At 41.3% G+C, this 12,152-nt stretch carries 17 protein-coding genes and 2 other annotated features; all 17 genes read left to right on the plus strand.

Going from position 1 to position 12,152, the window contains the following annotated elements:
- The first annotated feature begins 3 nt into the window (after positions 1-3).
- The 17 genes from ispD (at position 4) to QR42_RS00675 (ending at position 11,898) form a co-directional block, all read left to right on the plus strand.
- The gene (gene ispD, locus QR42_RS00600; RefSeq protein WP_039175965.1) at positions 4-693 is read left to right on the plus strand and encodes a 2-C-methyl-D-erythritol 4-phosphate cytidylyltransferase; all 690 of its coding nucleotides are present in this window, start codon (positions 4-6) and stop codon (positions 691-693) included.
- A 3-nt stretch (positions 694-696) separates the two neighbouring features.
- Positions 697-1,173 (plus strand): 2-C-methyl-D-erythritol 2,4-cyclodiphosphate synthase, encoded by a 477-nt coding sequence (ispF, locus tag QR42_RS00605; protein WP_003216928.1) that lies wholly within the window; start codon positions 697-699, stop codon positions 1,171-1,173.
- A gap of 94 nt (positions 1,174-1,267) precedes the next feature.
- A complete protein-coding gene (gltX, locus tag QR42_RS00610) occupies positions 1,268-2,719 on the plus strand; it encodes a glutamate--tRNA ligase (RefSeq protein ID WP_039175968.1) in 1,452 nt (483 codons plus the stop codon).
- Positions 2,719-2,949 (plus strand) — a binding site (T-box leader). Its footprint overlaps the gene before it by 1 nt.
- A gap of 82 nt (positions 2,950-3,031) precedes the next feature.
- Positions 3,032-3,685, plus strand: a complete 654-nt coding sequence (gene cysE / locus QR42_RS00615; RefSeq protein ID WP_034283914.1) for a serine O-acetyltransferase — start codon at positions 3,032-3,034, stop codon at positions 3,683-3,685.
- Positions 3,682-5,082 carry a cysteine--tRNA ligase gene (cysS, locus tag QR42_RS00620; RefSeq protein ID WP_034283904.1) on the plus strand — a complete coding sequence of 467 codons (1,401 nt, stop codon included), beginning with the start codon at positions 3,682-3,684 and terminating at the stop codon, positions 5,080-5,082. The genes cysE and cysS overlap by 4 nt, the downstream gene beginning before the upstream one ends.
- 3 nt (positions 5,083-5,085) lie before the next feature.
- On the plus strand, positions 5,086-5,517 hold the full coding sequence (locus QR42_RS00625; RefSeq protein ID WP_024425587.1) for a Mini-ribonuclease 3: 432 nt from the start codon (positions 5,086-5,088) through the stop codon (positions 5,515-5,517).
- On the plus strand, positions 5,501-6,250 hold the full coding sequence (rlmB, locus tag QR42_RS00630) for a 23S rRNA (guanosine(2251)-2'-O)-methyltransferase RlmB (RefSeq protein WP_024425588.1): 750 nt from the start codon (positions 5,501-5,503) through the stop codon (positions 6,248-6,250). The genes QR42_RS00625 and rlmB overlap by 17 nt, the downstream gene beginning before the upstream one ends.
- A 2-nt stretch (positions 6,251-6,252) precedes the next feature.
- Positions 6,253-6,765: a ribosome-dependent mRNA decay endonuclease Rae1/YacP gene (gene rae1, locus QR42_RS00635; RefSeq protein WP_024425589.1), complete on the plus strand. Its 513-nt coding sequence runs from the start codon at positions 6,253-6,255 to the stop codon at positions 6,763-6,765.
- 63 nt (positions 6,766-6,828) lie between these two features.
- A complete protein-coding gene (sigH, locus tag QR42_RS00640) occupies positions 6,829-7,485 on the plus strand; it encodes an RNA polymerase sporulation sigma factor SigH (protein WP_008345424.1) in 657 nt (218 codons plus the stop codon).
- Positions 7,486-7,561: 76 nt separating this feature from the next.
- Complete coding sequence (rpmG, locus tag QR42_RS18745; RefSeq protein ID WP_008356502.1) at positions 7,562-7,711, plus strand: 50S ribosomal protein L33; 150 nt, start codon at positions 7,562-7,564, stop codon at positions 7,709-7,711.
- A gap of 34 nt (positions 7,712-7,745) precedes the next feature.
- Complete coding sequence (gene secE, locus QR42_RS00645; protein ID WP_008345422.1) at positions 7,746-7,922, plus strand: preprotein translocase subunit SecE; 177 nt, start codon at positions 7,746-7,748, stop codon at positions 7,920-7,922.
- Between the two features lie 171 nt (positions 7,923-8,093).
- Positions 8,094-8,627 carry a transcription termination/antitermination protein NusG gene (nusG, locus tag QR42_RS00650; RefSeq protein ID WP_003217197.1) on the plus strand — a complete coding sequence of 178 codons (534 nt, stop codon included), beginning with the start codon at positions 8,094-8,096 and terminating at the stop codon, positions 8,625-8,627.
- A gap of 171 nt (positions 8,628-8,798) precedes the next feature.
- Positions 8,799-9,224 carry a 50S ribosomal protein L11 gene (gene rplK, locus QR42_RS00655; protein ID WP_003216956.1) on the plus strand — a complete coding sequence of 142 codons (426 nt, stop codon included), beginning with the start codon at positions 8,799-8,801 and terminating at the stop codon, positions 9,222-9,224.
- A gap of 99 nt (positions 9,225-9,323) precedes the next feature.
- Positions 9,324-10,022, plus strand: coding sequence for a 50S ribosomal protein L1 (gene rplA, locus QR42_RS00660; RefSeq protein WP_007496292.1), 699 nt, complete (start codon positions 9,324-9,326; stop codon positions 10,020-10,022).
- A gap of 49 nt (positions 10,023-10,071) precedes the next feature.
- Positions 10,072-10,212: a sequence feature (ribosomal protein L10 leader region), on the plus strand.
- Between the two features lie 69 nt (positions 10,213-10,281).
- Positions 10,282-10,782, plus strand: coding sequence for a 50S ribosomal protein L10 (rplJ, locus tag QR42_RS00665; protein WP_024425590.1), 501 nt, complete (start codon positions 10,282-10,284; stop codon positions 10,780-10,782).
- Between the two features lie 48 nt (positions 10,783-10,830).
- Positions 10,831-11,196 (plus strand): 50S ribosomal protein L7/L12, encoded by a 366-nt coding sequence (gene rplL, locus QR42_RS00670; RefSeq protein ID WP_008345418.1) that lies wholly within the window; start codon positions 10,831-10,833, stop codon positions 11,194-11,196.
- Positions 11,197-11,292: 96 nt separating this feature from the next.
- Positions 11,293-11,898, plus strand: coding sequence for a class I SAM-dependent methyltransferase (locus tag QR42_RS00675; protein ID WP_039175972.1), 606 nt, complete (start codon positions 11,293-11,295; stop codon positions 11,896-11,898).
- Positions 11,899-12,152: the final 254 nt, after the last annotated feature.

A 12,152-nucleotide genomic window follows, 5' to 3' on the forward strand; every position in this document is an offset into this window, starting at 1 on the left:
AACATGTATTATGAAGTAGTTATTCCGGCTGCGGGGCAGGGGAAACGAATGAAGGCCGGCCGCAATAAGCTTTTTATCGAGCTGAAAAGAATGCCGGTCATCATTCATACATTAAAGGTGTTTGACGCTCATTCACAATGCAAACGCATGATCCTAGCGATCAATGAGGAGGAGCGTCAAGACTTTGAAAGGCTACTCAAGGTACACGCTTTTCAAACGCCTGTTTCACTTGTCACTGGCGGTGAAGAACGTCAGCAAAGTGTATACGAAGGATTAAAGGCTGTGAAAGATGCGGACATCGTGCTTGTTCATGATGGGGCAAGGCCTTTTATTAAGCATACACAGATTGACTTGCTCGTTAAAGCAGCGATTGAAAAAGGCTCCGCAGTTGTAGCGGTACCAGTGAAAGACACAATCAAACGCGTTCAAGAAGGCAAAGTGGAACAAACCATTGAACGTCAGAGCTTGTGGGCGGTCCAGACCCCACAAGCTTTTCGTCATTCTATTTTAAAAGAGGCGCATGAACATGCGGAGCGGACAGGCTTCCTTGGAACAGATGACGCCAGTCTTGTTGAACAATTACATGGCGAGAATGTGTATATTGTCCAAGGAGACTATACCAATATTAAGCTGACAACACCGGATGATTTATTGGTTGCCAAGGCAATTATGGATGCGGAAAGAGGGTACTAGATCATGTTGAGAATAGGACAAGGCTTTGATGTACATCAATTAACAGAGGGGAGACCTCTGATTATCGGGGGGGTCACCATCCCTTATGAAAAGGGACTGCTAGGGCATTCAGACGCTGACGTACTGCTTCACACAGTGGCAGATGCCTGCCTGGGTGCGATTGCTGAAGGAGATATCGGCAGACATTTCCCAGACACAGATCCTGAGTTTAAGGATGCAGATTCTTTTAAATTATTGCAGCATGTGTGGGCACTTGTGAAAGAAAAAGGTTACACACTTGTGAATATTGACTGCACCATCATGGCGCAAAAGCCCAAAATGGCACCTTACATTCAACCTATGTGTGAGAAAATTGCAGAAGCGCTTGAGGCAGATGTCACACAGGTGAACGTCAAAGCAACAACGACAGAGAAACTCGGATTTACAGGAAGAGGCGAAGGAATTGCTTCTCAGGCAACAGTGCTTCTTCAGAAAAAGTAAAATCCATTTTGATGAGAATGGGTTTTGATGATAAAATACGTTTATAAAAAATTGGTGTCAGACAACATGATGCAGATGAAAGGAAGTTAAACTCATGGGAAATGAAGTGCGTGTTCGTTATGCACCGAGTCCAACTGGTCATTTACATATTGGGAATGCTAGAACGGCTCTTTTCAACTATTTGTTCGCACGCAGCCAAGGCGGCAAATTTATTATTCGAATCGAGGATACGGATCAAAAGCGTAATGTAGAAGGCGGGGAGGAAAGCCAGCTTCGCCACCTGCAATGGCTCGGTATTGATTGGGATGAGAGCATTGATAAAGATGGCGGTTACGGTCCTTACAGACAATCAGAGCGAAATGATATTTACAAAAAATATTATGACGAGCTCTTAGAGAAGGACTTGGCGTATAAGTGCTATTGTACGGCAGAAGAGCTAGAGGCAGAGCGTGAAGCACAAATCGCCCGCAGTGAAATGCCTCGATATTCTGGTAAATGCAGTCATTTATCAAAAGAAGAAGAGGACAAGCTAATTGCTGAAGGAAGAGAGCCAAGCATCCGCTTCCGAGTGCCAAAAGGAGAAATCATCAAATTTGACGACATGGTTAAAGGCGATATTTCGTTTGAAACAGATGGCATCGGTGATTTTGTTATTGTGAAGAAAGATGGCACGCCAACTTATAACTTTGCCGTAGCCGTGGATGATCATTTGATGAAAATGACTCACGTTCTTCGCGGAGAGGATCATATTTCAAATACGCCTAAACAAATTATGGTTTTTAATGCATTTGGCTGGGATGTTCCGCTATTCGGACATATGACGTTGATTGTGAACGAAAACCGCAAGAAATTAAGTAAACGTGATGAATCAATTATTCAATTCATCGAGCAATATAAGAATTTAGGCTATTTACCTGAAGCCCTGTTTAACTTCATTGCATTACTTGGATGGTCTCCAGTAGGCGAAGAAGAACTGTTTACAAAAGAGCAATTCATCGACATTTTCGATGTGAATCGACTTTCTAAGTCACCAGCTCTATTTGATATGCATAAACTAAAATGGGTGAACAACCAATACGTGAAAGCACTTGATCTTGATCAGGTTGTGGCACTAACACTTCCGCATCTTCAAAAAGCAGGCAAGGTAAGTGAGCAGCTGACAGAAGAAGAAAACACGTGGGTACGCAAGCTTATTTCTCTGTATCACGAACAATTAAGCTACGGAGCAGAAATTGTTGAGTTAACAGAGTTGTTCTTTAAGGAGCAAATTGAGTATAATCAAGAGGCAAAGGAAGTTCTAGCAGAGGAGCAAGTACCAGAAGTCATGGCATCTTTTGCAGGTCAGCTTGAACAGCTTGAGTCTTTCACACCTGATGAAATCAAGGCTGCCATTAAAGCGGTACAAAAAGAAACAGGGCATAAAGGCAAGAAACTATTCATGCCGATTCGTGTGGCTGTCACAGGACAAACGCATGGCCCAGAACTTCCGCAAAGTATTGAATTACTAGGTAAAGAAACGGTATTAAACCGCATTAAACAAATATAAGGAAATCGTTGCGAGGGAGAAGTACAATGTACTCGTCCATCACAGAAAGAGTCTCCACCGGCTGAAAGAGACTTATGGGCAGACGTTGGAAATGCACCCTCAAGACCCTTGAGGAACACGTACGTTAGTATGCAAGGGCGGTACCCTCCGTTATGGGATTAAGTTGAGAAGGCTGAAAGATAAGAGGCTTTCTAAACAGAGTGGAACCGCGTTTTCAAAACGTCTCTGTCATTTGGCAGAGGCGTTTTTTATTTGTCCAAAAAAAGAGAGCAAGTCCTAAGAGAGATTGATGGGGAAGAACGGGGGGAGCATGTGTTTTTCAAAATGCTGAAAGAAGATATTGATACTGTGTTTGATCAAGATCCTGCTGCTAGAAGCTATATTGAAGTAGTGCTAACCTATTCAGGGCTTCATGCGATTTGGGCTCACCGTATTGCGCACGCATTTTATAAGCGGAAGCTGTATTTTATTGCGCGGATCATTTCTCAGGTCAGCCGTTTTTTCACAGGGGTGGAAATTCACCCGGCGGCAACCATTGGCAGGCGGTTCTTCATTGATCATGGCATGGGCGTTGTGATCGGGGAAACATGTGAAATTGGAGACAACGTCACTGTTTTCCAAGGCGTGACATTAGGGGGAACAGGGAAAGAAAAGGGAAAGCGGCATCCGACCATTTTAGACGATGCCCTCATTGCGACAGGTGCCAAGGTGCTTGGTTCCATTACAGTTGGAAAAGGAGCCAAGATTGGAGCGGGGTCGGTCGTGTTAAAGGACGTACCCGACCATTCCACCGTTGTCGGTATACCTGGGCGAGTCGTCGTTCAAAATGGAAAGAAAATCAATCGTGATCTCAATCATCAAGATTTGCCAGATCCAATTTCCGATCGTTTTAAAGAATTGGAACGAGAAATGGAAAAGCTAAAAGGTGAGCTGGCTTCATTGAGCAGAAAGGAAGAACAATCATGACAATCAATATTTATAATACATTGACACGTAAGAAAGAAGAATTTGTCCCGCTTGAGCCAGGAAAGGTCAAGATGTATGTGTGCGGACCAACCGTTTATAACTACATTCATATCGGGAATGCTAGACCTGCTATTGTTTATGACACTGTACGTAAGTATTTAGAATACAGCGGTTACGATGTGAACTTTGTATCAAACTTTACAGATGTGGATGATAAACTCATCAAAGCAGCCAATGAACTCGGAGAAGATGTGCCGACAATTGCTGACCGGTTTATCCAAGCTTACTTCGAAGACGTCAGTGCACTAGGCTGCAAAAAAGCAGACCTTCACCCGCGAGTAACGGAAAACATGGATGATATCATTGCGTTTATTGCGACATTGATTGAAAAAGGCTACGCCTATGAAGCAGATGGCGACGTGTATTACAGCACACGCTCATTTGAAGGCTATGGAAAGCTTTCACATCAATCGATTGATGAACTGAAGACAGGTGCCCGTATTCGTGTAGGTGAAAAGAAACGAGATGCACTGGACTTTGCCCTATGGAAGGCTGCAAAGGATCAGGAAATCTCATGGGATAGCCCATGGGGCGAAGGACGCCCAGGCTGGCACATCGAATGCTCGGCAATGGTCAAAAAATATTTAGGTGATACGATTGACATTCATGCTGGCGGACAGGATCTAACATTCCCGCACCATGAGAATGAAATTGCCCAATCTGAGGCTTTGACAGGGAAGCCTTTTGCGAAGTATTGGATGCATAACGGGTATATTAATATTGATAATGAAAAAATGTCAAAATCACTTGGCAACTTTGTGCTGGTGCATGACATTGTGAAAGAACAAGATCCTGATGTGCTGCGCTTCTTTATGTTGTCGGTTCACTATCGTCACCCAATTAACTACTCAATGGATTTATTAGAAAGTACAAAGAGTGCGTTTAACCGACTCAAAACATCGTATGCGAATTTACATCATCGTCTCGAGAGCAGCACGAATATCACGGAAGACAATGCTGAATGGCTGGCAAAAATTGAAGAACAGCGTGCGACATTTATTTCTGAAATGAATGATGACTTCAATACAGCAAATGCGATCTCTGTTTTATTCGAATTAGCGAAACAGGCGAATTATTATATGGAAAATGATCATACTTCGGAGGAAGTGATCAAGGCATTTATCGGCTTGTTCCAAGAAATTACGTCTGTTCTTGGCTTCTCATTAGAAGAAAAGCACACGCTTGACGAAGAGGTAGAAGCGTTAATTGAAAAACGTAATGAAGCTAGAAGAAATCGTGACTTTGCCCTATCTGATCAAATTCGTGACCAATTAAAGAACATGAATATTGTGTTGGAGGACACTCCTCAAGGTACTCGCTGGAAAAGAGGAGAATAGGCAATGTTGAATTTTGAAAAGCTGAAAGACGGTAAACAGCTGAACGGACTTGCGCTAGCTTATATGGGTGATGCCATTTTTGAAGTATATGTGAGGCATCACCTCCTCCAAACGGGGGCGACAAAACCAAATGAGCTGCACAAACGAGCAAGCAAAATTGTTTCAGCTAAATCACAGGCTGCTATTTTATTTACGCTTCAGCAGCAAGGCTTTTTCACTGAAGCAGAAGAAGCGGTGCTGAAAAGAGGAAGAAACGCAAAATCAGGCACGGTGCCTAAAAACACAGACGTTCAAACGTATCGTTATAGTACAGCGTTTGAAGCGCTCATGGGTTATTTATTTATCGAAAAGCAGGACGAACGCTTAGAAGAGCTGATTGGTCAGGCGATTGAAATCGGAACGTCAGGGAGGAAGACAAATGAGTCAGCAACATGATTATGTCATTGGGAAAAATGCAGTGATTGAGACACTGAAGTCAGATCGGGAGTTATACAAGCTCTGGATGGCAGAAAACACTGTAAAAGGACAAGCCCAGCAGGTCATTGAACTCGCTAAAAAGCAAAATATCACCATTCAGTATGTTCCGAGGAAAAAGCTTGATCAAATGGTGACAGGTCAGCACCAGGGAATCGTTGCACAAGTAGCAGCATATGAATATGCAGAATTGGACGATCTGTATCAAATCGCTGAAAAGCGCAATGAGCAGCCATTCTTTCTGATTTTAGATGAAATTGAAGATCCGCATAATTTAGGATCGATTATGCGTACGGCAGATGCTGTAGGGGCACACGGGATTGTCATTCCAAAAAGGAGAGCGGTCGGTCTAACAACAACAGTTGCTAAGGCATCCACTGGAGCAATTGAGCATATTCCTGTTGCAAAAGTGACCAATCTTTCAAGAGCCCTTGATGAAATGAAAGAAAGAGGAATCTGGGTTGCGGGAACAGATGCGTCTGCTAAACAGGATTACAGACAATTTGATGGTACAATGCCGCTGGCTCTTGTGATTGGCAGTGAAGGTAAAGGAATTGGCCGATTGATTAAGGAAAAGTGTGATTTTCTAATTAAACTGCCTATGGCCGGGAAGGTTACTTCTTTAAATGCATCAGTTGCCGCTGGTCTATTGATGTATGAAGTGTATCGAAAACGTTATCCGTTAGGAGAATAGAGATGGATATCCTCTTAGTCGATGGATACAACATGATAGGTGCATGGCCTCAGCTGCAGCACTTAAAGGAAAACAGCTTTGAAGAAGCCAGAGACGTGCTGATTCAACATTTAGCAGAATATCAAGCATACACAGGGTATCGAGTCATTGTCGTATTCGATGCCCATATGGTCAAAGGAATTGAAAAGAAGCGAACCAATCACCGAGTAGAGGTCATCTTTACGAGAGAGAATGAAACGGCGGATGAGCGGATTGAAAAGCTGGCGCAGGATTTGAATAATATTCGGACGCAAATTCATGTGGCAACCTCAGATTTTACGGAACAATGGGCTATTTTTGGACAAGGAGCTCTTCGGAAGTCGGCTCGTGAGCTTTTAAGAGAGATTGAAGTGATAGAACGAAAGATTGAAACGAGAGTCAAAAAGATTACTTCTGATAAACCAGCATCTAAGATTGAATTGTCAGAAGATGTATTGAAAACGTTTGAAAAATGGCGGCGCGGGAATCTGGAATAGCTTGACGATATTTCAACCATTAATGTATAATATTTCTATCTAGGTGCGGTCGGGGGGATCGAAGTGAATCTAAACAACAGCAAGGGTAAGTCCATCAGAGAGCAATTTTGCCAGTTGGAAGATGAACAAGTCATTGAAAGGGTTCATGTCGGAGATAGTGATGCGCTAGATTATTTAATAACGAAATACCGCAATTTTGTACGTGCGAAAGCAAGATCTTATTTCTTGATAGGAGCGGATCGAGAGGACATTGTCCAAGAGGGAATGATCGGACTTTATAAGTCTATCCGCGATTTCAGAGAGGACAAGCTTACTTCATTTAAGGCTTTTGCAGAATTATGTATTACCCGCCAAATTATCACCGCAATTAAAACAGCTACTCGCCAAAAACATATCCCGTTAAATTCCTATGTATCATTAGACAAGCCGATCTACGATGAAGAATCGGACAGAACATTATTGGATGTCATTTCCGGTGCTAAAGCGCTTAACCCAGAAGACTTAATCATTAGCAAAGAAGAATTTGATGATATCGAAATGAAGATGGGTGAACTGCTTAGCGAGCTGGAAAGAAAGGTACTTGTGCTTTATCTTGATGGCAGATCCTATCAAGAGATTTCTGAAGATTTAAACCGTCATGTGAAATCAATTGATAACGCACTCCAAAGAGTAAAGAGAAAATTAGAGAAATATTTAGAGCTTCGCGAGATTAGTCTCTAATCAAACCTATATTGACAGCTTTTTCGACACTGTGATAAGGTACTAATGAAATGATGTCGAGAAAATAGGTGTAAATATGAGGAAAAAGATTACTCTAGCCTGTAAAGACTGCGGAAGCCGCAATTATACGACAATGAAAAGTGTTGCTTCAGCAGCTGAAAGATTAGAAGTTAAGAAATATTGCAAGACTTGTAATTCACATAAAACACATTTAGAAACGAAGTAAGATTTGCGTTCTTTATTCTGTGGAGGTCTTTTACATGCGTATTATCAGTTTCTTAAAAAGTGTCGGAAAAGAAATGAAAAAGGTCAGCTGGCCAAAGAAGAACGAAATGGTCCGCTACACAATCACTGTTATTTTAACAGTCGTATTCTTTGCAATCTTTTTCTCTTTTCTTGATATAGGAATCTCACAATTAATCGAATTAATTCATTAATACTTGAATAATGGTCTGCTGAACGTGCTATAATAGATCATAATATGACTTGCCAAAAAACCCGTTTTACGGGTTTTTTCAATTGCTTGAAAATATTTACCGGTACTCGAGATTCGTCAAATAGACATTATGAAATGTGGGGAGGGAAGGACTAAATAGTCCTGAACGAAAATGGAAAAGAATTGGTATGTTGTGCATACGTACTCTGGCTATGAAAACAAAGTAAAAGCGAACTTGGAAAAGCGTGTTGAATCAATGGGCATGCAGGATAAAATCTTCCGCGTCGTCGTACCAGAAGAAGAAGAAACGGATATTAAAAATGGTAAGAAAAAAGTCGTCAAAAAGAAAGTATTCCCTGGCTATGTCCTAGTGGAAATCGTGATGACTGACGACTCTTGGTATGTTGTTCGTAATACACCGGGTGTCACTGGATTCGTTGGATCAGCTGGGTCAGGCTCAAAGCCAACTGCGCTGCTGCCAGGCGAAGCTGAAACCATTCTGAAGAGAATGGGTCTTGAAGAACGCAAAACAGAAATCGACTTTGAGCTCAAAGAAACAGTTAAGGTTATCGATGGGCCGTTTGCTAACTTCACTGGCTCTATTGAAGAAATTGATTACGATAAAAGCAAAGTCAAAGTATTCGTTAATATGTTTGGTAGAGAAACACCTGTTGAACTTGAATTCACGCAGATCGATAAATTGTAATTCAAAAGAGCTTGAAATGAGTGTATAGAAGTGGTAATATAGCAAAGGTACGTCTTGAGTTCACTCAAGATCGCTAGCTAGTTATTTCGTCATTCATATAAAGAATGAAGTTGTTGAGTGGGAGGGGGATTCCCCTATTACCACATCACGGACTTTAAGGAGGTGTGTCTCGTGGCTAAAAAAGTAGTTAAAGTTGTTAAATTGCAAATTCCTGCTGGAAAAGCTAACCCAGCTCCACCAGTTGGACCTGCACTAGGTCAAGCCGGTGTTAATATCATGGGATTCTGTAAGGAGTTTAACGCTCGTACAGCTGACCAAGCTGGTCTTATCATTCCTGTTGAAATTTCGGTTTTTGAAGACCGTTCATTTACATTTATTACTAAAACTCCACCTGCTGCAGTTTTACTTAAAAAAGCAGCTGGTATTGAGTCTGGTTCTGGTGAACCTAACCGTAATAAAGTGGCAACTGTTAAGCGTGATAAAGTACGCGAAATCGCGGAAACAAAAATGCCTGACTTAAACGCTGCTAGCGTTGAATCAGCTATGCGCATGGTTGAAGGTACTGCACGCAGTATGGGTATTGTCATCGAAGATTAATTTTTTGTCTTGTTGGGTTGCGAGTTTGGTTTTGACAAGTTCGCAACCCTTATTCGTGGGAGGTTATTCCGCTAAAACCACATAAGGAGGATTTTTATAATGGCTAAAAAAGGTAAAAAGTATGTAGAAGCTGCTAAGCTGATCGAACGTACTAAAGCGTATGATGTAGCTGAAGCTGTTTCTCTTACAAAAAAAGCAAATACAGCGAAATTTGATGCGACTGTAGAAGTTGCTTTTCGTTTGGGCGTAGACCCTCGTAAAAACGATCAACAAATCCGCGGTGCAGTTGTACTTCCTAACGGAACTGGTAAAACTCAACGCGTTCTTGTGTTCGCTAAAGGCGAAAAAGCAAAAGAAGCAGAAGCTGCTGGAGCAGACTACGTTGGAGATTCTGATTACATCACTAAAATCCAACAAGGTTGGTTCGAATTCGATGTAATCGTTGCGACACCTGACATGATGGGTGAAGTTGGTAAGATCGGTCGTGTACTTGGACCAAAAGGTCTTATGCCAAACCCTAAAACAGGAACTGTAACGTTTGAAGTTGAAAAAGCAATCAATGAAATCAAAGCTGGTAAAGTAGAATACCGCGTTGATAAAGCTGGTAACATCCACGCGCCAATCGGAAAGGTTTCTTTCGAGGACGAAAAGCTTGTTGAGAACTTTGCAACAATCTATGACACAATCCTTAAAGCAAAACCTGCAGCGGCTAAAGGTGTATACGTGAAAAACGTTTCTGTTACATCTACTATGGGCCCTGGCGTGAAAGTGGATCCATCTTCTTTCTCTGCAAAATAATTCTTGACTTATGACAACCATTTTGATAATATCAAAATGTTGTAAAATAGAATAATGTCCATTTATACCGTAGACAGCAGGGGCCTTATGGCTTAATTAACCCGCCGAGGTGTATATGTCACAGTCTTACGTTAACGTATGCTTGTATATACAGCCTCCATGTCTTAATGGAGGCTTTTTATATGGAGAACCGTTCGTTAGGAACGTGATTGCCTGATCGGTATAAGTGTTACACAAAGAATGTACAGGAGGTGTAACCATGAGCAATGCAATCGATACTAAAAAAGTTGTCGTTGATGAAATTACTTCTAAATTTAAAGATAGTATGTCTACTGTCATTGTAGATTACCGCGGTCTTTCAGTTTCTGAAGTGACTGAACTTCGTAAACAGCTTCGTGAAGCTGGCGTAGAATTCAAAGTTTACAAAAACACTTTGACTCGCCGTGCAGTTGAACAAGTTGAACTAACGGGTTTAAACGATTTCTTAACAGGTCCAAACGCTATCGCATTCAGTAACGAAGATGTTATCGCACCTGCGAAAATCATCAACGAATTTGCGAAAAGCCACGAAGCTTTAGAAATCAAAGCTGGTGTCATCGAAGGAAACGTAGCGACTGTAGAAGAAGTGAAGGCTCTTGCGGAACTTCCGTCTCGCGAAGGCTTACTTTCTATGTTGCTTAGCGTTCTTCAAGCTCCAGTTCGTAATCTTGCTCTTGCTACTAAAGCAGTTGCAGATCAAAAAGAAGAACAAGGCGCTTAATGCGTACTTTACGTTTACGTAAAAAAACTTAAAATGGAGGAATTACAAATGGCTTTAAATATCGAAGAAATCATTGCTTCAGTTAAAGAAGCAACTGTACTTGAGTTAAACGACTTAGTAAAAGCAATCGAAGAAGAATTTGGCGTAACTGCTGCTGCTCCTGTAGCTGTAGCTGCTGGTGGCGGTGCTGCTGCTGAAGAAAAAACTGATTTTGATCTAGTGCTTGCTGGTGCTGGAGACCAAAAAATCAAAGTTATCAAAGTGGTTCGTGAAATCACTGGTCTTGGCTTGAAAGAAGCTAAAGAACTTGTTGACAACACTCCAAAACCACTTAAAGAAGGTATTGCTAAAGAAGAAGCTGAAGAACTTAAAGCTAAGCTTGAAGAAGTTGGCGCTTCTGTAGAAGTTAAGTAATCTTCGCCTAATCTTTTGGGAAAGCTCGCTTTTACTGGCGGGCTTTTTCTTTTCTAATCTCCTGAAACGATTGAATCCAGAGGAGGTCCATTCACCATGAGTGACCACTATTATACGGAAAAGCCATCAGTGAAAAGCAATAAACAGACATGGGACTTCACCTTGAGAAACCGTACCTTTACTTTTACAAGTGACAGTGGAGTGTTTTCTAAGAAAGAAGTCGACTTTGGTTCAAGGCTTTTAATTGAAGCTTTCGAAGAACCTGACTTGGATGGCGATGTCTTAGATGTCGGTTGCGGTTATGGACCGATCGGCTTATCGTTAGCAAACGAAATGACTAGCCGTACCATTCATATGATTGATGTGAACGAAAGAGCAGTCGAACTTTCAAAGGAAAACGCTAAACATAATCGCATTGATAATGTTCACATCTATCAAAGTGATTTGTTCTCGAATGTTCATTCCTCAGCTGCTTTTGCCTCTATACTGACCAATCCCCCAATACGGGCAGGGAAGAAAGTTGTACATGCGATCTTTGAAAAAAGTGCTGATCATTTATTGCCGGAAGGTGAGTTGTGGGTGGTTATTCAGAAAAAGCAAGGTGGACCATCTGCGATTGAAAAATTAGAGCAGCTCTTTGGAGAAGTCGAGGTTGTATTGAAAAAAAAGGGCTACTATATAATCAAAGCTAAAAAAGTTTGACGCAGTTTCCTAGCTGTGTTAACATTATAAAATGCCAATGTGTATATTTTGCTTGATAGGCTTAAAAAACAACTATTTTGTATAAATTATGCATACTTGGGAAAACTAATAAAATCGGTATTTGTTTTTGGATGTGGTTTTCTTATTTTAGAAACCCTTTTTTCTTTTGTCTTGTAAAAGTATTTCTTTACTGACATTTGAAAGACAGAAATACTTTTTACACATATAATACGCATGATTTGAGGGGTGAATCA

Origin of the sequence: Bacillus sp. WP8, from assembly GCF_000800825.1 — a bacterium.
Classification (GTDB): domain Bacteria; phylum Bacillota; class Bacilli; order Bacillales; family Bacillaceae; genus Bacillus; species Bacillus safensis.